The sequence below is a fragment of the Reichenbachiella faecimaris genome (assembly GCF_900176375.1).
Classification (GTDB): Bacteria; Bacteroidota; Bacteroidia; order Cytophagales; family Cyclobacteriaceae; genus Reichenbachiella; species Reichenbachiella faecimaris.
The window spans coordinates 250,372-272,905 of record NZ_FWYF01000002.1; the positions used below are offsets into that span (position 1 = coordinate 250,372).

General features: G+C 39.7%; 21 protein-coding genes. 10 read left to right on the plus strand and 11 right to left on the minus strand.

Features of this window, described 5'->3' with window-relative positions; translation table 11 throughout:
• Positions 1 to 323: 323 nt before the first annotated feature.
• Positions 324 to 1,529 (plus strand): sodium:calcium antiporter, encoded by a 1,206-nt coding sequence (locus B9A58_RS08890; RefSeq protein WP_084372449.1) that lies wholly within the window; start codon positions 324 to 326, stop codon positions 1,527 to 1,529.
• 52 nt (positions 1,530 to 1,581) lie between these two features.
• Here B9A58_RS08890 and B9A58_RS08895 read toward each other — a convergent pair whose 3' ends face one another.
• The 3 genes from B9A58_RS08895 to B9A58_RS08905 all read right to left on the minus strand — a co-directional run bounded on the left by B9A58_RS08895 (position 1,582) and on the right by B9A58_RS08905 (position 3,170).
• Positions 1,582 to 2,256, minus strand: coding sequence for an energy transducer TonB (locus B9A58_RS08895; protein WP_084372451.1), 675 nt, complete (start codon positions 2,254 to 2,256; stop codon positions 1,582 to 1,584).
• An 85-nt stretch (positions 2,257 to 2,341) separates the two neighbouring features.
• Positions 2,342 to 2,599 (minus strand): hypothetical protein, encoded by a 258-nt coding sequence (locus B9A58_RS08900; protein WP_084372453.1) that lies wholly within the window; start codon positions 2,597 to 2,599, stop codon positions 2,342 to 2,344.
• Positions 2,592 to 3,170, minus strand: coding sequence for an RNA polymerase sigma factor (locus B9A58_RS08905; RefSeq protein ID WP_084372455.1), 579 nt, complete (start codon positions 3,168 to 3,170; stop codon positions 2,592 to 2,594). Before B9A58_RS08905 ends, B9A58_RS08900 begins: the two co-directional genes overlap by 8 nt.
• A gap of 112 nt (positions 3,171 to 3,282) precedes the next feature.
• Here B9A58_RS08905 and B9A58_RS08910 point away from each other — a divergent pair, with 112 nt between their 5' ends.
• Both B9A58_RS08910 and B9A58_RS08915 read left to right on the plus strand, forming a co-directional pair.
• On the plus strand, positions 3,283 to 3,876 hold the full coding sequence (locus tag B9A58_RS08910; RefSeq protein ID WP_084372457.1) for a 5-formyltetrahydrofolate cyclo-ligase: 594 nt from the start codon (positions 3,283 to 3,285) through the stop codon (positions 3,874 to 3,876).
• A 9-nt stretch (positions 3,877 to 3,885) separates the two neighbouring features.
• A complete protein-coding gene (locus B9A58_RS08915; RefSeq protein ID WP_084372459.1) occupies positions 3,886 to 4,884 on the plus strand; it encodes a YpdA family putative bacillithiol disulfide reductase in 999 nt (332 codons plus the stop codon).
• Between the two features lie 10 nt (positions 4,885 to 4,894).
• On the opposite strand, the gene B9A58_RS08920 is transcribed toward B9A58_RS08915, so the two are convergent.
• Genes B9A58_RS08920 through B9A58_RS08935 form a run of 4 tightly spaced genes read right to left on the minus strand, consistent with a single transcriptional unit; the run spans position 4,895 to position 9,231 of the window.
• Entirely contained in the window at positions 4,895 to 6,268 is a 1,374-nt protein-coding gene (locus B9A58_RS08920; RefSeq protein WP_084372461.1) for an alanine/glycine:cation symporter family protein, read from the minus strand.
• A gap of 14 nt (positions 6,269 to 6,282) precedes the next feature.
• Positions 6,283 to 6,957, minus strand: a complete 675-nt coding sequence (locus B9A58_RS08925; RefSeq protein ID WP_084372463.1) for an arylesterase — start codon at positions 6,955 to 6,957, stop codon at positions 6,283 to 6,285.
• A gap of 32 nt (positions 6,958 to 6,989) precedes the next feature.
• Positions 6,990 to 8,780, minus strand: coding sequence for a hypothetical protein (locus B9A58_RS08930; protein WP_084372465.1), 1,791 nt, complete (start codon positions 8,778 to 8,780; stop codon positions 6,990 to 6,992).
• Positions 8,781 to 8,823: 43 nt separating this feature from the next.
• Positions 8,824 to 9,231, minus strand: coding sequence for a YciI family protein (locus B9A58_RS08935; protein ID WP_084372467.1), 408 nt, complete (start codon positions 9,229 to 9,231; stop codon positions 8,824 to 8,826).
• 196 nt (positions 9,232 to 9,427) lie between these two features.
• On the opposite strand from B9A58_RS08935, the gene panD reads away from it, so the two are divergent.
• From panD to B9A58_RS08950, 3 genes are all read left to right on the plus strand, one after another.
• Positions 9,428 to 9,808 carry an aspartate 1-decarboxylase gene (gene panD, locus B9A58_RS08940; RefSeq protein WP_084372469.1) on the plus strand — a complete coding sequence of 127 codons (381 nt, stop codon included), beginning with the start codon at positions 9,428 to 9,430 and terminating at the stop codon, positions 9,806 to 9,808.
• A gap of 117 nt (positions 9,809 to 9,925) precedes the next feature.
• The gene (locus tag B9A58_RS08945) at positions 9,926 to 10,621 is read left to right on the plus strand and encodes an ABC transporter ATP-binding protein (RefSeq protein ID WP_084372471.1); all 696 of its coding nucleotides are present in this window, start codon (positions 9,926 to 9,928) and stop codon (positions 10,619 to 10,621) included.
• Between the two features lies 1 nt (position 10,622).
• Entirely contained in the window at positions 10,623 to 13,184 is a 2,562-nt protein-coding gene (locus B9A58_RS08950) for an ABC transporter permease (RefSeq protein ID WP_245827044.1), read from the plus strand.
• Positions 13,185 to 13,409: 225 nt separating this feature from the next.
• Here B9A58_RS08950 and B9A58_RS08955 read toward each other — a convergent pair whose 3' ends face one another.
• The 3 genes from B9A58_RS08955 to B9A58_RS08965 form a co-directional block, all read right to left on the minus strand.
• Positions 13,410 to 14,438, minus strand: coding sequence for a glutamine synthetase beta-grasp domain-containing protein (locus tag B9A58_RS08955; RefSeq protein WP_084372473.1), 1,029 nt, complete (start codon positions 14,436 to 14,438; stop codon positions 13,410 to 13,412).
• A 144-nt stretch (positions 14,439 to 14,582) separates the two neighbouring features.
• Positions 14,583 to 15,638: an outer membrane beta-barrel protein gene (locus tag B9A58_RS08960; RefSeq protein ID WP_139793813.1), complete on the minus strand. Its 1,056-nt coding sequence runs from the start codon at positions 15,636 to 15,638 to the stop codon at positions 14,583 to 14,585.
• Between the two features lie 99 nt (positions 15,639 to 15,737).
• Positions 15,738 to 17,081: an ammonium transporter gene (locus tag B9A58_RS08965; RefSeq protein ID WP_245827046.1), complete on the minus strand. Its 1,344-nt coding sequence runs from the start codon at positions 17,079 to 17,081 to the stop codon at positions 15,738 to 15,740.
• Between the two features lie 409 nt (positions 17,082 to 17,490).
• On the opposite strand from B9A58_RS08965, the gene B9A58_RS08970 reads away from it, so the two are divergent.
• From B9A58_RS08970 to B9A58_RS08985, 4 genes are all read left to right on the plus strand, one after another.
• Positions 17,491 to 17,925: a YraN family protein gene (locus B9A58_RS08970; RefSeq protein ID WP_084372477.1), complete on the plus strand. Its 435-nt coding sequence runs from the start codon at positions 17,491 to 17,493 to the stop codon at positions 17,923 to 17,925.
• A gap of 100 nt (positions 17,926 to 18,025) precedes the next feature.
• Entirely contained in the window at positions 18,026 to 18,499 is a 474-nt protein-coding gene (locus B9A58_RS08975; RefSeq protein ID WP_084372479.1) for a DUF3291 domain-containing protein, read from the plus strand.
• Positions 18,500 to 18,501: 2 nt separating this feature from the next.
• Positions 18,502 to 19,026, plus strand: coding sequence for an NADPH-dependent FMN reductase (locus tag B9A58_RS08980; RefSeq protein WP_084372481.1), 525 nt, complete (start codon positions 18,502 to 18,504; stop codon positions 19,024 to 19,026).
• A 69-nt stretch (positions 19,027 to 19,095) separates the two neighbouring features.
• Positions 19,096 to 21,729, plus strand: coding sequence for a hybrid sensor histidine kinase/response regulator (locus B9A58_RS08985; protein WP_084372483.1), 2,634 nt, complete (start codon positions 19,096 to 19,098; stop codon positions 21,727 to 21,729).
• Here B9A58_RS08985 and B9A58_RS08990 read toward each other — a convergent pair.
• The gene (locus B9A58_RS08990) at positions 21,721 to 22,401 is read right to left on the minus strand and encodes a LytR/AlgR family response regulator transcription factor (protein WP_084372485.1); all 681 of its coding nucleotides are present in this window, start codon (positions 22,399 to 22,401) and stop codon (positions 21,721 to 21,723) included. The two genes, B9A58_RS08985 and B9A58_RS08990, sit on opposite strands and share 9 nt — an antisense overlap.
• Between the last annotated feature and the right edge of the window lie 133 nt (positions 22,402 to 22,534).

The following is a 22,534-nucleotide window of genomic DNA, read 5'->3' on the forward strand; positions in this document are numbered from 1 at the left end:
AATAAATATACAAAATTAAAAGGACTGAATGGTCGCTTGATTTGGTGGTGCCACAAAATAAACTCATCAACTAAGTTATTTCCTATATAGGTCAGTATGGCAGACGGTAGTTAATTGTTTTCAATTTGTCCATAAAGTTTTCATTTTTATGGAAATTGAGCATAACGTAAAACTTACATATTTGATGCCATTTTGCTATTAGTTTAAAAAAATGCTTTAATTTAGAAACCCAATCAGCATTTTAAAAACATTATATATATTGAGTTGTGCTTTCTAAATTCAATTAGTTTCTGAACCAAGCATAACTTAAATTAATACAATATATGGGCATCATTATACCGTTGATTTTAATCGCGATAAGCTGTGTAGTAATTTGGAGAGCCGGAGATGGTTTCATGACTGCATCAGAATACATTGGCAGAAATCTTTCAGAAGGCGTACGGGGAGCATCAATTAATGCGATTGCGAGTTCGATGCCAGAAGTATTTACTTCCCTATTTTTTCTTTTTGTTTTAATGGATGCATCAGGCTTTTCTGGTGGGATAGGAACAACTGCTGGTAGTGCCATTTTCAACAGTATGGTTATTCCTGCAGTATCTGTTATTGCTGTTATTGGCATTGGGCTAGCAAAAAGAATTGAGGTTTCTAAAAAAGTGATGCTAAGAGATGGGATTGCTTTGATTATCACGGAATTGATTTTTCTAGTTTTAATTAGCGGATCCAAGCTCGATTGGTATCATGGACTCATTCTGATGGGTGTGTATGTGGTATATATTACATACATGTTTATGTCGATGAGGAGCAGTCAGAAAAATTCAGAATCATCTGAGACCGAAGAAGAGGAGGAAGAAGAGGAAGAAGAGGAAGAAGATGGCGGGCCAGCCCCATCGTTCTTCATCAGTGTCATCACCTTTAACCTTGAAGATCTTTTTATTAGAAACAATAAAGTTACAGGCAAAAACGCTTGGCCATTACTCATATTTTCTACTTTATCTATTGCTATGGTATGCTACCTTCTTGTGGTAGCCTGCGAATGGATGGGAGCGGAGGTTTATGAAGTCCCTTATCTTGGATCTTTTAATGGCTTGGGTATTCCTTTGATGTTTGTAGCATTGGTACTGGCCTCTGCCGCATCCAGTTTCCCGGATACCATCATTTCTATCAAAGATGCTCAACGTGGACAATATGATGATGCCATATCCAATGCCTTGGGTAGCAACATCTTTGACGTGTGTTTCGCCCTAGGATTTCCATTGTTTATTTTCTGTATCATCCATGGCCCTATTCACATGCCACCTGAGATCGTAGATTTGAGTAGTGAATTAAGATTCTTGTTGCTAATACTAACGGTGCTTGCCGTAGTGATTTTTACGTCTACCAAATACATAGGAAAGCTCAAAGCATTTATTCTGTTAGTCATCTACTTCTTATTCATTGCCTATATCATAGGCAGAAGTGCAGACAATGAATTAGCTGCTTCCATTGCTGACTTTTTGGTTTCTACAGTAAGGATATTGAGTATCAACTAAGACAATGAAAAATATGAAAAGGAAAGGCGAATCAGATGATTCGCCTTTTTTATTAGCCTAGTTTAAAAGTGACTGGAAGTATCATTCGAACCTTTACTGGCTGACCCCTTTGCTTACCTGGTGACCAATCCGGGGCATTTTTAATTACACGGACTGCTTCTTCATCACAACCAGCTCCTATACCTTTGATGGCCTGTACTTCCGTGAGCTTCCCGTTTTTATCAATCACAAACTGTACATATACTTTGCCTTCTATGCCCATACGTCTGGCCTGATTGGGGTACTTCATTTGTTTGGCCACATGTTTGTAAAAGGTCGACATACCACCAATAGGTTCTGGCATTGACTCAACGAATATCAATACCTCCTCAACTATTTCTGGTGGTAATGGCTCGTCAAAAATTGGATCTTCGAAAGTATCATCTTCATTTATTTCAACATCAATAATTGACTTGACATCTTCTTCGATCTCTTCCTCATCCGGCACCTCAACTATCTTCGGCAGCACCACTACTGGGGGTGGTGGAGGGGGCTGCAGCGTTTGCGGTATTTCCATGATTTCCTCAAAATCATCATCTATTTCGCCGAGATTAACCAAACCTCCATCCCCATAAAACCGCCACTCAAAGGCGGATATGACAAGCATCAGACTGGTCGCTAGCCCTATATTAAAAAAGGCATTCCTCTTCCGTTCCAAATCGATCTTTGGATTTTTTCTTAATTCCATGATTATTGAATTTATGTTAGTAATACATTCACCACTTTGGCGAATCAGAACTAAGACTATCCCGGGCGAGTCTTTTGTCTTCTATTTATTCGGTTTTGAATTCATCAAAAATATCTACATCTTCTTGTTGGGTAGGTGCTGGCCTTTCTTCAATTCGCTTGATACCAGCATACATCATTGCACCAATAGCTAAAGCTGCTAGCACAATCGCCAATATCCTAAACCAGCGACCTTTACCGCTCTCTTTTGGTTCATTAGGATAAAGCCCTTTGAAATCCATGTGCCTCTGAATCTGACCTTTACTCAATGCCTTTCTCCTCAATCTGATATCGTATCTAGTCATTGTTCCCCTTATTCATTTTTTCATATCGCCTCTTCAATTTATCGAGTGATCGATACATTTTCATTTTTACAGCACTTTCTTTTTTATCCAAAATGAAGGCTATTTCTTTGAAATTCTTGGTTTCAAAGAATTTCAATTCCAATATTCTAATCTCTTCGTCCTCCAGTTCACTGATCAACTCGGCCAGCACTCTTTGCTTTTGCTCCATGTCAACCTCATCCAGTTCGCTACAAGTCATTACCAAACTCACCTTCTGGTCTTCCAAACTCAAGAGCCGTCTCTTATTGTCACGAAAGTGCCTGTTCGTTTCATTTGTAGCAATACGATAAAGCCAAGCACCAAAAGGAACACCCCTAAACTCAAACTTGTCCAACGAATGCATAGCATTCATAAAAACCTTAGAGGTTAAATCCGCGGCCAAGTCTTCATCGTCCGTTTTTCTATGGATATATCTGAAGATTACTTCATAATACTTGTTGTAGATGGGTTCGAAGAAAAGCAAGTCTGTCTTTGCTCTGGCTATCATTGCCTCTTCTTCATCCCAATCATTACGGTTTGTATGTGTATCCAATGAATTAATCTTTGTAGTTATAATCCTACATCATCTAAAAAGTCACAACTATTTTATCAAAAATAACCGTCTCGAAATATATGCCTCTATGGATATGTATTAATTTCGGGATATGAGTCAGTCTACTCCCATTATCGACAAGAAAAAGTATCGCACTGTTTATTTGCGTAAAAGAAAGATGCTCGGAGCCAGGGACTTTGATAAGAAGAACGCGAGATTGCTCTATCATTTCCACAAATTCTTTGATGGGCACACCAGTTCAATGGTTCATTCTTTTTTGTCTATCGAGAAAAACAAGGAAGTAAACACTTGGCCTCTAATCGAGTGGCTCAAATCTAAAAGCAAACAAATTGTAGTTTCCAGATGCAGTACTACTAGCAATGAGCTAACCCACTATCTGTTTGAAGATTATAAACAACTGAAAGAAAGTAAATACGGAATTCCTGAACCTCAAAATGGCACCATTGTACTACCCAAAGATTTGGATGTAGTTCTTATCCCACTGATCGTGTTTGATCGCTTAGGTCAGCGTGTGGGCTATGGAGCAGGGTATTATGATCGATTTTTGACTGAATGCTCTAAAGACTGTGTGAAGGTAGGACTAAGTCTGGCACCTCCACTAGATGAAATCCCGTTTACCGAACCACATGACATCCCAATGGATTACTGCATCACTCCTTTGGGCGTCTATTCTTTCAATCCATAAATTCGAAATATGAGTGATAAATTAGATGTAGTGATTATTGGTGCTGGCCCTATCGGCCTGGCTTGTGGTATAGAAGCAAAAAAGAACAACCTTACTTATCAGATTTTAGAGAAGGGTTGTCTGGTAAATTCGCTCTACAATTACCCCATGAATATGACTTTCTTCTCTACTTCGGATAAACTCGAAATTGGGGGAGTACCTTTCATCTCTCACAATAATAAACCTACAAGAGCAGAAGCATTAGAGTATTACAGACGAGTAACCACCTCATGGGAACTGAATGTGAATTTGTATGAAGGCGTTCAAGAAGTAATGAAAGGTGAATATTTTGAAATCCTTTCAGAAAAAACCACTTACATCGCAAGGAACCTGATAATTGCCACTGGATTTTATGACTTGCCATTCTTATTAAATGTGCCTGGTGAGCATCTACCCAAAGTAAAACACTACTATGATGAACCTCATCCCTATTTCGGTCAAAAGATCATTGTAGTGGGTGCAGCCAATTCAGCAGTGGATGTAGCCTTGGAGACCTATCGAAAAGGAGCTGAAGTCACTATGGTCGTGCGCGAACCTGAGATTAATCCAAGGGTAAAATATTGGGTAAAGCCTGATATTGAGAATAGGATCAAAGAATCTTCCATTTTGGCCTATTTCGATTCGTCAATTACTGAAATCCGCGAAAAGGAAGTGGACATTCAAACGTCCAAGGGCTCAAAAACATTGGCCAATGATTTCGTACTGGCCATGACTGGATATCAACCTAATTTTACCTTCCTAAAATCAATGGGCGTGAAAATCGAATCGGACGAAATGCAAACACCAGCTCACAATCCCGAAACCATGGAAACCAATGTCAAGGGTATTTACTTAGCTGGAGTCATTTGCGGCGGTTTGCAAACCAATAAATGGTTTATAGAAAATTCAAGAATACACGCCGAGGTGATAATTAAAGAAATAGTGAAAAATGAAATAATGATTAATGACATTAGTTCAAATATTCATTAATCACTTTTAATTATTCATTCAAATCAGCGAAATACCTTTTTGCCTCCTTCAGCACTTTTGGAGACAGATAAATTGCCGAAACCATAGTAGGAATCGCCATCAGCCCATACATCACAAAGATCAGATTCACTACGCCATTTAGCGACCAAACGGATCCGATCACAATGATGGCTACATACCAATAGTTGAATAAATAACCATGCTCTGCTCCAAATAGATAAGAGAAACATTTTTTACCATAATATGCCATTCCGAAAACCGTGGTAAATGCAAAAATCAAGACTGGAATAAATAAAATATAATGTCCTACCACAGGGATGGATTGCTCAAATGCCTGTGCTGTAAGTGAAATGCCATCATTGCCACCAGCTTGCCATACACCAGTAGAAAGTATACACAGCCCCGTCATGGTACACACGATCAGTGTGTCTACTACTGGCCCTAGCATGGCCACCAATCCTTCACGAATGGGTTCGTTCGTTTTGGCTGCTCCATGCATCATGGGCGCAGTACCTATCCCAGCTTCATTGGAGAAGGCCGCTCGCTTGGCTCCTTCTATAATTACTGCACCCACTGCTCCTCCCAGCACTGCATTTGCTGTAAAAGCATCTTCGAAAATCAGAAAGAAGTTTTCCACGACTGATCCAGCATTAATCAGCATAATCAGAACTACGCTCAGTCCATAGACTACCACCATGGCTGGCACCAGTTTAGAAGCTACATCAGCGATCCTTTTGAGCCCTCCGAAAATAACCAGTGCAGTAAAAAAGGTGATGATTAGCCCAATTCCAATATTTACCATCAACTCATTTTGCCCCATCCACCCCATGGGTTTCAGCACTACATCTTTGGTAACTTGTACTATCTGATTGGCTTGAAAAATAGGTGTTGCACCAAAGAGTCCTGCGATACAAAAGAAGGCGGCAAGTGGTTTCCATATTTTTGGCATGCCCTCTCTAATCACATACATGGGACCGCCTTGCAAATCTCCAAGGCTATCTTTGCCTCTATACATCACAGCCAAAGAGCATGTAAAAAATTTAGTGGTTATACCCAATAGAGCACTTACCCACATCCAGAATATTGCACCTGGTCCCCCAGCCACAATGGCCAATGCCACACCACTGATATTGCCCATGCCGACTGTGGCTGCCAAGTGACCAGACAAGGCCTGAAAGTGACTGATTTCACCCTTTTCTTCAGGGTCATCGTACTTTCCTCGTAGCACGTTGATGCCATGTTTGAAATAACGAAAAGGAAGGAAGCGAGCATATAATGTAAAGAATAAACCTCCGCCTAAAAGCAAAACCAGCAGTGGCAAACCCCAGACATAGCTGACGGCAATATTGAAAAAATTCTCAAGGGATTTTAAAAGTTCAAACATATTTTGGGTTGTGATTATAGTATAGGAGCCAATTGACTCCATACATTTTCGGCAAGTATTTGATGCCCTTCTGGTGTAGGGTGAATGCCATCCTCTAAGTTTAATTCAGGGACACCTGCTACACCTTCTAACAAAAATGGAATCAGAGGAATGTTGAATTTCTTAGCTAAGTCTGGATATATTTTTTGAAAACTTTCTGAATACTCCTGTCCCATATTTGGTGGAATCATCATACCAGCCAATAGTATTTTACAGTCTGGGTATTTCTTTCGTACCTTTTCGATAATAGCTTCAAGGTTTTTCTTTGTTTCTTCAGTACTGATCCCCCTCAATCCGTCATTAGCACCCAGCTCAAGCACGAAAATATCCATGGCATTTTTCATCACCCATTCCACCCGTGAATTGCCACTGGCTGTAGTCTCTCCACTTAGGCCAGCATTTACGGTAAGGTAATCCAAACCCAATGAATCTAGACGCTCCTGAATCAAGGCTGGAAAAGCTTCTGACAAGTCTAGCTGATATCCAGCCGTAATACTATTGCCAAAGAAAAGAATGGTTTTCTTGTTAGCATCTTTTGTTTCAGATCCAACTTTGGTAGAAGCAGATTTTGGGGTTGATGATTCTTGCTTCTTTTCTGGATGGCAACTCCACAAGAAAAACATACTAATGAGTATAACTGACCTGTTCATTCTCCGAAGATAGGAATTTATTGATAACTCAATTACCGATCAAGGGCGATAATAAGTGTAAGGTCAAACGAATGATTATCGAATATATTTACTGGCAAGGATTGAGATTCACCGTTTACCTCCCAGCCTACCAAGTCAGAATCGTAGTCATGCTTCTTACTAAACAAATTGAACAGACCATACTTCTCTTTTAAATAGAACTTTTCATTTGTGTTTATGTAATGAAAGTAGTTGTATTCAAGACCCAATTTGAACAGTCCATTCAATCGAATTTCATAACCCAATCCTCCTAAAATGCCGTGGTGTCTTTGCTGAAAATATGGTTCTAGTCCAGCCCGTTTATCGAACCGAAACTGGCTGACAAACTGAGTATAACTGACCTTCACATTGAGATTTGATGGACGCAAAGACTTTAAGGACAACCTATACAACATGCCTAAGTCCCAATTTCGCTTTTGAGTATCATTCCAGAAATTTTCTGCATATCCGAATTGGAAGAATACGTTTTGTTTTAGTTGGTATCTAACAAAATAATAAAGTCCAATATCGATAGTTTGCATGGATGTACTTTCATCAATCAACAAAGAATTTCCTTGATAATCGACTACACCATTCGCATGAATAGAGGCTGGGTTTAGGCTATAAAACTTGATTCCATAACCAGCTTCAATTTTGGACAAGAATCTATAATATCCAGTTGAAGTTCTGATAAACGCTACTTGTGGAATAGAGTCACTTAGTTGCATTTCATTGTTAACGATTAATGTATCTGCTGGCTCCTTTTCTACAATATCATGAAAATGAATTTTTTCCTCATATCCCCAATTCACTGCCGTATCGTAGTCAATAGACTTGGTTTTGAAATATTGACTCAATAAAAAATTGTCGCTTTCCCGAACTGCCTCGTCCCATGTATAGGCAAAGTACCAGCCATTTTCGCTAGGTTTGTATTCAGTAATGAATTGCCGTCGATCTACCCAACGAGACTCTGGGTTGCTAAATATTCCCGTTTGGGTATAATGATACTCGCCCTTGAGAAACACTTTTTCTTTCATATCCAGATATATTTTCCCGGCAAACTGACCTTCTATTAGGGACTTGGGATTTGGCTCGAAGCCAATCACATCCACCAAACTCTCATTAAGTTCAAATTCTCCCAAGTATTCATAATTGTACTTATTGAAGGTCAAAGGATTAATAAATTCTTCACGCTTCATCACAAAATCAAATCGATGAGGAATGTGAGCTCCCGCATGGATTTGGGTATAAAGTGGACTAATTACATCATATATTCTTGATAAGGAATCAATTTTTACCTCTCCTTTCTTATGCTGTCTTGTATAGGACTCTTTCTGCACTTGTATTTTGGCACAAGAGTTAATATTGGCATGACCCAAGGTATCCATATACTGTTCTATCAACTCCCCTTTCAGCAAATGTGGATTAGTTATATAAGCATTTGGGATATTGTCATATACCTCCTTTATCATATCTTCTAATGTGGTAGGTGTGATGGTGACAGCATCAAGTATTTTTTCATCAGGGTTTAGCTTGATAATTGTCATTTCATCCACAGACAACAATTGGTCACTGAAAGTCAATAATCTGTACCCGATGCATGATATCTTATAACTGACATCAGAGCTGCGAGGAATCCTGGCTCGCCCAAAATGATCAGTAATGGTTACTAGTTTGTCACTACTAGATATGTGCGCGTATGGAATAGGGTTACCAGATTGCGCATTTTGGACTTGAATATAATATTCTTGGGCAAGTGAGGAGAGGCTACTAAGTATCAGCAAGCTTACAAAGCTTAATTTCATAAGTATTAGGTTAGTACAGATGGATAGCGCGATTAAGAATTATTTATTTCAAGGTAGACCCCTTCGCCGCCCACCACGGTTTGACATCAATAGCCAGCCGACCAGCTTTCACTGCTGGATCGTTACTGATGATACTATCAGCTTCAGCTTTGGTGGCCACATCGTATATCACAATGCCACGCATATCTCCATCGTCACCAAAAGGACCTGCCACAAGCAAAGCACCTGTTTTAGCATTTTCACTCATATAATTCTGATGTGCTAGTTGTATTTCCATCACTTTGGCAGAATCCAATTCTGGTTTATCAGGAACTCGCATGAGAAATCCCATGAAGTATTGTTTCATTACATAAGTGGTATCTCCGTCTTTCATCTCAAATTCACGCGGAGCCTGAGCAAATGAAGAAAAACTTAAAAGAGCTAGTAGAGTAGAAAAAATGGTGATTTTCATATTTTGAAGTTTTTAGAAGATACAAGATAGTTATTTGACAAAAAAGGATGAAAATTTTAACCTTAGGAATTTCTCATATTCCAAACCTTTTTGATCCTAATCAAGTTTAGGTAAAAACCCCTAATTTTGCAGGGTTAGATTTAAGTGGCCTGAAAATTATTTAATTTCGCGGTGCAACATTAAAGTCAAGAAGCGTATGAGATGGATCATGAGATCGAAGATTCACAAAGCGGTAGTAACCGAAGCGAATCTCAACTATGTGGGCAGTATCACTATTGATAGAGACCTTATCGATTTGGTGGGGTTGAGAAAAGGTGAGAAAGTGCAAATCGTAAGCAACACTTCCGGGTCACGATTGGAAACTTACGTGATCGAAGGGCCAAGAGGTTCTGGAGCCATTTGCATGAATGGTGCAGCAGCGCACCTGATCAAAGAGGGAGAAGAAATCATCATCATGGGCTACGAATTGACAGATCAAGAAATCAAACCTCAGACGATACTGGTAGACGAAAAGAATAAATTCGTACAGTGGCTTGAAGAGTCATACGAGCTTAATCGTGATATGAATTTTAATTAATATTGGACATCTTTTCCAAAGATCGAAACTTTGGAAAAGATAATCATCTCAATCTCTTCGCTTGCATTCATAAACTTCTGGCATTACTTTCCGTAAAATTCGGAAACATCAGATTACATGTCTACAATTCTTAAGGTCGAGGGACTTTCAAAAACTTACCAAAGCGGATCTAAATCGCTACAAGTACTCCATGATATCAGTTTCTCCATTCAAGCTGGAGAATCCCTAGCTATCGTGGGGCCATCAGGTAGTGGAAAAACCACACTTTTGGGACTGGCAGCGGGATTAGATCAATCTGATGCCGGAAATGTAGAAATCAACCAAATTAAATTGAATAGTTTGAGTGAAGATGACCGTGCACAAGTTCGTAATGAGCATGTGGGTTTTATCTTTCAGAATTTCCAGTTGATCCCTACCCTTTCAGCCCTTGAAAATGTGATGGTGCCCCTGGAGCTACGTGGTGACAAAGGTGCTGAATCTGTTGCCAAAAACCTGCTTAAACAGGTAGGGCTGGCTGAACGCATAGATCACTATCCTTCACAACTATCAGGTGGAGAACAGCAACGTGTGGCCATAGCCAGAGCTTTTTCTAACGAGCCCAAAATACTTTTTGCAGATGAGCCCACAGGCAACTTAGACGAAGAAACGGGTCAAAAAATTGAGGACTTGCTATTCAGTCTAAATAGAGAAAAGGGCACTGCTCTCGTCCTGGTTACTCACGATGCTGAATTGGCTCAAAAAACGGATCATGTGATCCATCTCAAGGGTGGCAAGATGATGGAATCTTCGTTGAAAGCCTCTATTGCCAGCTGATATGGACACTAAAATTTCGGTAAGTGTCAAAAAATATTCACGTAGCTGGTTGTTAAAAATGGCTTGGCGAGACAGCAGAAGAAGTAGATCCAAGCTTTTCTTGTTTACCACCTCTATTGCCATTGGCATAGCCGCATTGGTGGCCATCAATTCTTTTAAAAGAAATTTGGATGAAGAGATTCAGCTACAAGCCAAAACTCTCTTAGGTGCAGATTTAGAAATTTATAGCAACAAACCATTTACCAGAGAGCAATATGATCTATTGGATTCCCTTGGGGAAGAAAGGTCAAGCCAAACCCGATTTGGGTCTATGGTCTATTTCCCACGAACAGATGGCACCAGGCTGGTTCAGGTTCGAGGAATTCGGGGATTTTATCCATATTATGGGAAAATCGAAACCGAACCACATTGGGCAGCTGGTGATTTGACCAATGGTCCTTATGCCCTGGTGGATGAAAAGCTCATGCTGCAATTCAATGTAGAGTTGGGTGACGAGGTAAGAATCGGGAGTTTGAGTTTAGAAATCAGAGGTAAACTAAAAAATGTACCTGGTCAAAGTGGTGTGTCCACTTCTATCGCACCAGTGGTTTATATATCTGAAAGCAATGCCTTTGCTTCCGGATTGATAAAAAAAGGCAGCAGGGTCACCTTTTCAAAATTTTACAAATATCCAACTGAAGCTACTGCTGACGATATCATCGCCACTTATGACGATCGTTTGAAAGAACTGGAATTGAGAAGTGAAACAGTAGAGGAGCGCAAAAAAGACACCAGTGAAGCTTTCGCCAATATGTCCATCTTCTTAAATTTGGCAGCCTTTATAGCACTCCTACTAGGAAGTATTGGAGTAGCAGGAGCAGTTCATATCTATCTCAAAGAAAAAAATCAATCAGTAGCTATCCTTCGCTGTCTGGGAGTCAAAAGCAAACAGGCCTTTTATATTTATCTCTATCAGGTATTGTTTATGGGACTGATTGGATCCATGATAGGTACTGGACTTGGTCTGGGACTTCAGTATTATTTACCAAAGCTACTGGGCGAAATTTTACCGTTTTCCTTCGAACCCAAAATATTTGGTACAGTCATTCTTGAAGGCATTTTATTAGGACTAATCATCGCCATACTATTCGCACTACTTCCTTTAATTAGGTTGGGCAAAATTTCACCTTTACAGTCTATCCGTGCGACTTTTGAGTCAAATGAGTCCAAAATAAGTAAGGCTTCTTTTATTGTATTCACAACTCTGATCTTTTTCCTTCTTGGATTTGCCTATTTCCAAATTGGTGAATGGAAACAGTCATTGATTTTTGTAGGAGGTCTAGCCGTCACCTTTGGCCTGTTGGCTCTAATAGCCAAAGGTTTGATGGCTGCAGCCAGAAAGGTGTCAGCTAAGACGTCCTCCTTTTTGGTAAAACAGGGTATTGCGAATTTGCATAGACCAAATAATCAAAGTACAATTCTACTTTTGACTATTGGCATCTGTGCTGTTCTCATTTCTACCCTTCTTTTTTCTAGATTCATTTTAGTCGAGCAAATCACACTCACTGGTGCTGATGAGCGTCCGAATATGGTGCTGTTTGACATCCAAACAAAGCAAAAAGAAGAATTGAAAACGTTAGTTCTGGACTATGATCTACCAGTTGCGCAAGATGTACCCATCGTCACGATGCGGCTCAAAGCAATTAATGGTATCAATAAGAAAGCAGCTGAAAGGGACTCTACACTAGAGATTCCAAGTTGGGTCTTCAACAGAGAGTATCGTGTGACCTTTCGCGATTCATTGATCAACTCAGAAACTCTGGCTGAAGGCAAATTACAATCAAGAGTAGAATCAGCTGATGACTCAATTTTCGTTTCTGTCTCAGAAGGATTTGCCGAAGGACGAAAATGGAAAATTGGGGACGAACTGCTATTCAATGTGCAGGGGGCATTGATCAAAACGTATATTGGAAGTTTCAGGAAAGTAGATTGGCGAAGGGTGCAGACCAACTTTCTGATCGTTTTCCCGACTGGTGTATTGGAGCAAGCGCCACAGTTTCATGTACTTGTAACTAAAGTGGATAAAACAGATGTCTCAGCCAGATTTCAACAGGCGGTTGTGCGTTTGTTTCCCAATGTATCTATTATAGACCTTGAGTTGATCATTAAAACGGTAGAAGAAGTACTCAACAAAGTCTCTTTCGCTATCAACTTTATGGCAGGGTTTAGTGTGCTTACAGGTTTGATTGTATTGGCTGGTTCTGTGGTGCTCAGCAAAACACAACGGGTACAGGAAAGTGTGCTACTCAGAACGATTGGGGCGCGCTCTTATCAGATATTTTGGATTACTTGTATTGAGTATTTTGCCTTGGGTGCCATTGCCTCATTAGCTGGGCTTTTTCTGGCCCATACATTCAGCTACTTACTTGCAGAGTTTGTATTTGAAAACGACTTTCTATTCAGTACTTACTACACCGTTTTGATATTTGTTGCCGTCACTTTAGGCACAGTTATCATTGGATTATTCAATATAAGACCAGTTCTCAAAAAGAGCCCATTAGAAATTTTGAGAAAAGAAATTTGAGGGTGGCCTCATTATTGCTTGTCTTATATGTAACTAATTCAAGAAATAATGAAACATTTCGTAGTGATTTTGATGATCATACTGCTGAGCTGTTCTGCCACTTTCCTGATGATTTAGTTGATCTTTCGCGCTTTCTTTCGGCTTACCGTCATTTTCAAAGTAAAGACACAAAAAAAGGGAACCCCAAAAATGAGTCTCCCTTTTGTCAATTTGAAATAAACTTTCTTATGCAGTTACTGCGTCAGCAACTTTAGCTGTTTTTACAGTTTTGATAATTCTAGCTGCGATTTTATAAGGATCTCCATTAGAAGCTGGTCTTCTGTCTTCCAACCATCCTTTCCAGCCATTCTCTACTGTAGCGATTGGAATACGAATAGAAGCACCTCTATCAGATACCCCAAAGCTGAACTTGTCTATAGACTGTGTCTCGTGAGCACCAGTCAATCTTTGATCATTCTCAGCACCGTATACTTCGATGTGCTCTTTTACGAAAGGAGCAAAAGCCTCACAAATTGTAGAATAAGTTTCTTTAGATCCACATGTTCTCAACGTTGAGTTGGAGAAGTTAGCATGCATACCAGATCCATTCCAGTCACCTTTGATAGGTTTAGGTCTCCACTCGATAGAAACTCCGTACTTCTCAGCAGTTCTTTCTAGCAAGTATCTTCCGATCCAAACGTGGTCACCAGCTTCAGCAGCACCTTTAGCGAACACTTGGAATTCCCATTGTCCGGCTGCTACTTCAGCGTTAATTCCTTCTACATTCACACCTGCCTCAAGGCAAAGGTCTAAATGCTCCTCTATGATTTCTCTACCATAAGCGTTGCTTGCTCCTACAGAGCAATAGTAGGGTCCTTGTGGTCTTGGGTAACCAGCTTCTGGGAAACCTAAAGGCTTGCCGGTATTGTTGTCAATCAAGAAATACTCTTGCTCGAATCCGAACCAGAAATCATTATCATCATCGTCAATAGTCGCACGTCCGTTACTTTCGTGTGAGCTACCATCTGCATTTAATACCTCAGTCATTACGAGGAATGCATTTTTTCTGTCAGGATCTGAGAAGATCGCTACAGGTTTCAACAAACAGTCAGAAGAACCTCCTTCTGCTTGCTCGGTAGAACTTCCGTCGAATGACCACATTGGGCAGCTTTCTAGCTTCCCATCGAAGTCTCCTACGATTTTAGTTTTGCTTCTTAGACTTTGTGTTGGCTTATATCCATCCAACCAAATGTACTCTAACTTTGCTTTTGCCATTTTACTTAAATTTTAGCTTTTACTGTTTTACTTTAATTCTATTTCACTTTGCGCTTCTAAAAACCAGATGACTCAGCACTAGTTTAAAAGATTTGCCAAGGCACCCTCGAGAGCACCCCGGCAAAAGCTAAATCCTAGATTTTCTTAGAACGCATATACCGCTGCCAGCGTAAATGATGACAGGCTTTTACTCAACGTTGGGTTGATCAAAAATGGATCATCAGGATCTGTCAAATCCCATCCATCGTTATCCTCTACGAATCCGTCATAAGACAACATGTCCATTCTGAATTCTGGTATGATTGTCAATGCCCCTACTGAATAATTGGCAGACAATGTCAAATCAATCACATTTTCATCCAATGCTATTGCACCCACTCCTTCATCTTTGAAGTACTCACCTCTGATTCCCAAAGAGAAATCATCAGAGAAGGAATTTTGCACATAAAGTGCCGCTCCAGTAAAGTTGTCCTTAGCTTTAGTAGCGTTTACTCCTAAGTAAATCGCATCAGTCAAATCCCATCCAGCTGTTAAATCGACTTGGTAGAAATCATCCCCCAAAATAGTGTTTAGGTATGCTCCTCCAAATCCAAGCTGAGCACCAAAGAAATAATCTCCAGTTGGATTGTAGTCTGTAGCATCCGTTGGATTCAATACCGCCAACATCAAAGACGCTTCACCTAAGGTGATATCTGCTTTCAGACCAGAATGCGAGAATGGCCCATAAGAAAACATATAAGAAGTTGAGTAATTATAGTTGGCTGTTGGAGAGATTACCTCGTACCCTAAAAAGGTGTTGAAGTTACCAATTGTCAACGTCACCGCCTCACTTACATTCCAGTAAGCATATAGTTGATTAACGATACTGGAAGAAGCTGTCGTAGATCCAAATACTGCGTCAGTTCCTCTTGGCCCGAATACAAGATCGGCAACGAATCCTGACTTTTCGCCTTCCAGGCCTAATATTACATTGGCCATTCCTAGAGCAAAACCAGTCTGGTTTGCAAATGAAGTAGAAGGAGCCAAAGATGATCCGTCACTGGCATCGTTAGTTCCACCACTCAATACTGCTCTATAATAGGCATCTGCACTACCAGAAATTGATAATGCTGGTGCACTTGATTCTTCCTCTTGTGCGAAAGTATTATTATATGATAAGCTCAAAATTGTTACCATAACAATAGATAGAAATTTCTTCATGATTAAATTTGTGTTTTGGTTCATAAATTTGTTATACAGATTTGTGATATTAAGACCTGCTGGAGCATGTTAGCAGACATACCCAGCAGGCATTTTTTATTATTCGTCGTAAACGATTGTATATCCTCTGATACCGTGTTCGTGTGTATCGAGACCTTCTGTTTCGTGTTGTTCCGACACTCTCACCCCTACAGTTTTCTTCAATACAAAGAACAAGATGAAGGCAATTGGGAATGCAGCAATAGCATACATCGCTACACCATAAAGTTGAGTTGCAAAAGAATGCTCTGGGTTCATTGAGAAGATTCCCACAGCTAGTGTACCCCATATTCCACATGACAAGTGAACTGAAACAGCTCCTACTACATCATCCAGCTTGAATTTATCAAGTGTAATAGCTGAAAGGACGACAATGATACCAGCTACTGCCCCAACTATCAATGAGTTGTTTACAGAGATCACGTCAGCACCTGCAGTGATTCCTACAAGACCAGCCAAGATGCCGTTGAGCACCATACCCAAATCCATTCTTTTGAACACTGCATAAGCGGTCAAGAAGCCAAATAGTCCACCCGTACAAGCAGCCATACAAGTAGTAACCAATACAAATGACACTAAATCTGGATCAGCAGAAAGAACAGATCCTCCGTTGAAACCAAACCACCCTAACCAAAGTAGGAACACGCCAATTACGGCTAGTGGCACTGAAGTACCTGGCTTGTCAATTACTTTACCATCTACATATTTTCCTAGTCTTGGCCCAATCACAATGATTCCAGCCAAAGCACCCCATCCACCTACAGAGTGAACGAGTGTAGAACCTGCGAAATCATAGAATCCAGCAGCATCAAGGAATCCTGCTCCCCATTTCCAGCTACCTAAGATTGGGTATACAATACCTACATAGAGTAACGTAAAGATCATGTAACTAGAAAGCTTTACTCTTTCTGCAATCGCTCCAGATACGATAGTAGCAGCAGTAGCGGCAAACATGCCTTGGAATAAGAAATCTGTCCAATAGGTGTATCCTCCACCTGCATAGTCGATTGAAGCACCGTCGCCAGCGTCCAAACCAAACCCTGCAAATCCAAGCACACCATCAATGATTCCAAAATCACCTGGATACATCAAGTTGAATCCACAAATCAAGTAGGTAATCAAACCAATGATCGGTGTAATAGTATTTTTAAATAGGATGTTTACGGTGTTTTTTGACTGGCCAAAACCAGCCTCAACGCCCGCGAAGCCCAAGTGCATAATAAACACTAAAGCTGTTGCCAACATCATCCAAATGTTATTGGCAGTGAATAGTGCAGTAGCACCAGCAGCAGCAGCGTCCGCTACAGCGGCAGTTACTTCAGCGGGAACTTCAGCAACTACGGCAGCTGGAGCTTCCATTACCGCGACTGAGTCTTGCACTACATTCGTCAACAGATTAATCATAGCATGTAATTTTTAGTTCTAAATTGTTTTCCTCATGAAAGTCAACCTTTGACTTTCAAGCTTTTCTCCTTGAATTATGCAGCTCAGTTAGGTATTGGTCAAAAAAACAACTGAATTTCGTTGTTTAGCTGAAAATTCAAACTTTCTGGGGGTGTTTTAATGCTGTTGAGATGCTAAAGTAGTGTTTTTACGTATTACTACGTATTTTTTATACCTAATATTTCAATATTTACGTGAATTATTACATATCTCGTTATTTTTTTACCCTAAAATTGAATTATTTGCAAAACTCATCAACTCAGTTGTTGATTTTTATGAAATTTCTATCGATTTCAACAATCACTATAGTTTCATTCAATCTAACTGGGTAAATAGTGAAAATCATCTACTGAAATATCTCATTTTTTAGATGTCATTCAATAGTATTTACCAGCTGATAAATGAAAAATCCTGCTTTGTATATAGATTAGCTCAACAAAACCCTATCACATTGCACGCTAACCGACCCACTAAATACATTGGCCAAAAGGCCGAAGAGCATGCCCTACTTTTTTTACTGAATAAGGGGTATTCGCTAAATGAAAGAAATTACAGACACAAGCGGTCTGAAATAGACTTGATATTGACTTTGAAAAATACATTAGTATTTGTAGAAGTAAAATATCGTAGCTCAAGCCAATTTGGTCATCCCGAAGATTTTGTTTCTACCAATCAAAAGCGATCTATCATAGAGGGAGCCGAACACTATATTTCTCAAATGAATTGGCAAGGCCATATACGATTTGACATTATTGCTATAGATGCACAATTCAAAATTGAGCATTTTGAGGACGCATTTTATTAGGAATCAAAAGGGCTAATGGTCATCATGAAGATTGCTCATGAATTATTCTCAACCAGTCATATCACTCAGCGTATTTAATAACTTCACATGCTAATTACCTATGAGCAATATTAAATACCACCTTGCCCAATTCAATATCACCAAACTGAAAGCAGATCTTGATAACCCCATGATGAAGGAGTTTAGAGATTTTCTGGCTCCTGTCAATCTACTGGCAGAAGAAAGCCCTGGATTCGTCTGGCGATTCAAAGATGAAAATGGTGATGCGGCCATAGAGGTAGAAACACCCTTTGAGGACCCCTCAATTTTTGTAAACATGTCCGTATGGGAAGATTATGAATCTCTCAGATCATACACCTATGACACCGTGCATAGCTACTTTTTAAAAAGTAGAAAGAAATGGTCTGAAAAAATGGACAGTCATCAGGTTGTACTCTGGTGGGTTGAAAAAGGACAGGTGCCGAGCTTGGCACTAGCCAAAAACAAATTGGATCAATTGGAGCAGCAAGGCTCCTCGCCTTCTGCCTTTAGTTTGCGTGAGTTGTATTTAGCAGATGGAACCCCAACTTTATAGAGATGCAAAAGATTTTTGCCATTTCGGGAAGTACAAGAAAAAAATCCTCAAGCAAGGCACTTTTGCGATACGTTGCCGAACAATTCTCAAATCTGATTGAATTAGAATTATTCAATGACCTGGATCAGTTGCCCCATTTCAACCCTGATCTAGATGGCGACAACCCTCCACAGGCCATAATTGATTTTCGAACGAAGATTGAGGCTGCTGACGGTATCATAGTCTGTACACCCGAATACGTTTTTAGTTTGCCTGGAAGTTTAAAAAATGCGATTGAGTGGCTGGTTTCAACCACATTGCTTTCAGAAAAACCAGTGGCACTGATTGTAGCAGCTGCTTCTGGTCAAAAAGCATTTGAAGCATTAAATTTAATTATGACTACACTTGAGGTTCTTGTAGAGCCTGAAAGCAAACTTCTTATTCAAGGAGTCAAAGGGAAAATCAATGACCTAGGACAATTAACTGATCAGCCCACAAAAGAGGAAGTAAAAAAAACAATTCAATCCCTACTGAACTCCATCAAATAAGTCCTTTCAAAAAAAGCAATTCATGGCTGTTCCGTAAATTTATCTAGCTTTAGCTTTACTAATTGATTTATGGCATCAGGGAAAGTAAAAATTTGGAATTCTATCGTCACTAGATTTGGTCTTTTTTTTATTGGACTGATCATCTTGGCCATATTTGTTTCTGGGTTTCTCATCTATAATAGGGCCTCAGCCATCATTGGCACCTTTAGTCAAGAGAGAATTGCACACAGTTCTAACCTTGCGGAGCAGGCCTTTTACTCTTTGCTATCTGAAGTCGAAAATGACATCTCGATTATGGCCGAAAATGCCAAACTACAGGCCTATGCTGATGCCCCAACACCCACCCTCCAAACAGAAATTGAACACCTTTTTTATGTCACCTTAAAGAATAAACCTAATTACTTTCAAGTCAGACTGATTAGCTTAATAGAAGAAGGACAAGAAATTATAAGATTAGACAAAAAAGGCAATGAAGTTATCCCTACCAGAAAGAATAAGCTTCAAAACAAGCGTGATCGCCCCTATTTTCAAGAAGCCTTAAACTTAAAGCCAAGTGAGTTTTACTTTTCTCTCATCAGCTTAAATGAAGAATTTGGTGTAGTAAGCCCTTCTCTGACCCCAACGATTAGGGCTGTCAGTCTGGTTTACAATACAGCTCAAACGCCAACTCATATGGTTGTTATCAATTTGGATCTCAGAAATTTCTACACGAGCCTCAAAAACATCATGACATCAGGTATAGAATTGATGCTTATAGATCAATATGGGCAGTACTTATTTGCTTCTGACATGACCAAATGTTTTAGTAAACAACTTAAAAGTTATGAAAGGTTTGATGCGGATTTTGCCATTCCATTTTCGACTTTGCACACTGATTCCAGTCGATTTGAAACCCTAAAGAGCAAGAAAGGGAATATATTCTTATCAGAGATCAAATCTATTGCCTATTCAAATGGTAAGCATCAGATATTTCTTTTGGCCTTTCTAAAAGAAAATATTGCCCTAAGTAGTGTGCTTTATATTAAAAAATACAGTTATCAAATTATCCCAATAGTGGCATTGGCAGCACTCGTTATTGCAGTGATATTCATTCGAATTCTGGCTTTGAGAATTGGGTCGATCACAGAGGCGATTGGCAGTTATGATCAGGCATCCATGCCCACTATCAAGTTCTCTGAAAACAGGAAAGACGAGTTGGGTGTACTCACCCGAACTTTTATGACTATGAAAGCCAGAATTAGCCAGCAGATGGATGATTTGAAATGCGCACTGGACAAGGAACAAAAAGCCATAAAAGAAAAGGATGAATTCTTACAAAACATGAGTCATGAATTGAGAACACCCCTCAATGCTATATTGGGCTTGACCCAACTCATAAAAAAGAATAAACCAAATCCTAAACAAGAACCAATCGTAGATGCCATTCATAGAAGTGCGCAGTCATTGGCTGGATTGATGCATGATATTCTAGACCATCAAAAACTTTTGGAAGGACGGGTGCATTTGAAGTACAAGCCTGCCAAGATTTCCGAATTGCTTTCTGATATTCACGCCAGTTACAGATTTGATGCAATCAATAAAGGTCTCGGGTTTGAGCTAAAAATCGATGCTGAACTCAAAGAAAATTGGTATCAAACAGATGCCTTACGTTTTACTCAAATCATTACTAACCTGATCGTCAACGCCATCAAGTTTACCGACTCCGGAAAAGTGACCATTGACGTAAATGTAGAGCGTAGCCGTACATTGGAAATTAAAATTGCAGACACGGGAAAGGGCATTCTGCCCGAAAATTTGAAGAAAATAAGAGAGCGTTTCTATCAAGAAGAACCAAGTCAATCTTCAACAGAAGGCTTTGGACTTGGTCTCTCCATTGTAAAACAATTGGTTGATCTGTTTGCTGGAGAGTTATTAGTGAAATCAGAAATGGAGATGGGCTCCATATTTACAGTAAAGCTCCCCTTGCTCATTGCTGAAGAACGGGCTACCAATTCATCCGTCATGGTTGACCACCTTTCGTTGTCAGATATTGACAAAACCATGACGATTCTTCATATTGAAGACGACGAATCAGCCAGACTCCTGATCAACCAATTGATACAATCTCCAAATGTGGAATTAGAGCAAACCAACAATTGGGCGTATGCCCAACAGTTCATTGAAAAACAAATGCCTGACCTGATCATTAGCGACTTGATGCTGGAAAGTGTGGATGTGAGCAGCAAACTTGTTTCCATCAAAGAGAAACACGACATTCCTATCATTGTGATGTCTGCCCTGGAGGAACCTCAGATGCAACTCATCAGCCACTACTATCTACAAAAGCCTTACGACTTGGATCAGATGATGGATTTGGCAATTCTTCTGCTAGGCAAGTCTATTTTTGACCAGCCTCAATTGGCCACTAACTATGCACAATACGATCAGGACAAGACCAAGATTAAGAAATTCCTTTCGTTACTCATTTCTGAATTTGAAGCCTATGTGGTAAGAATAGATCAAGCTTTTGAGAATCAAGATGAAACAGAGTGGATAGCCATTAAGCACAAGCTTATTACTCATATCAGAAGCCTAGCATTGCACAAATTGAATGAGCATATACCTAATCAGCTAGTGAATTTAGATGATCAGAAACGCTCAGAGCTTAAAAAGCTATTGCAATACAACTTGAGTTATTTCAGGAATGAATTACGACTACTTTAGCAATTTTATCTTGTTCAGTAACTCCTTTTCATAAAGGTCACTAATAGAAATTTCTTCTTGACCTACTTGCACATCTCCACTGGCAATACTATCAATGTGATTGACATTTACGATATAGGATCGCTGAACTCGTTGAAAGTAATTGGGCAATTTTTCGGCCAACTCAGTAAGTGTCATCAGCGTGAGTAACTTCCTTTCCTCAAATACCAACTCGGCATAGTTAGCTGCCGATTTAATGTACTTGACTTGTTTCAAGTCCACTTTAACCAATTTATTTCCATCCTTGACAAAAATCTGATCTGTATCATGGGTAGACGGGTGACTCTGTTTTTGAACTTTCTGCATGCCTTTGAAAAAACGAGCAAAATCGATGGGTTTAACTAAGAAATCAACAATCTGCTCATAGTCATAAGACTCTGAAGCAAAATCACGATTGGCCGTAATCATGATGACAAAGGTGCCCAGCCCCACAGTCTGGAGTATCTCTTTTCCAGTAATATCAGGAAGATTATAGTCCAGCAGAATAACATCAAACTGATTTTGGCTAATCAAGTTAATAGACTCAAAGCCACTGTTGGTTACAGTAACATTCGATACAAAATCAACTTTGGAACAAAAGTGCTCCAATAAGTCACAAATCAAGGGGTCGTCATCTACAATCAGGCAGTGCATATCTTATCCTTTCATTAGTCAGTTTCATCCGCCAAGATAGCCATTTCATCCTTTAGGATATAATTCAACTGTCTTATGAACTATCATTGATTTAGCAATACTAACCCAAAGCTGAGTTTTAATTTTCAATTAC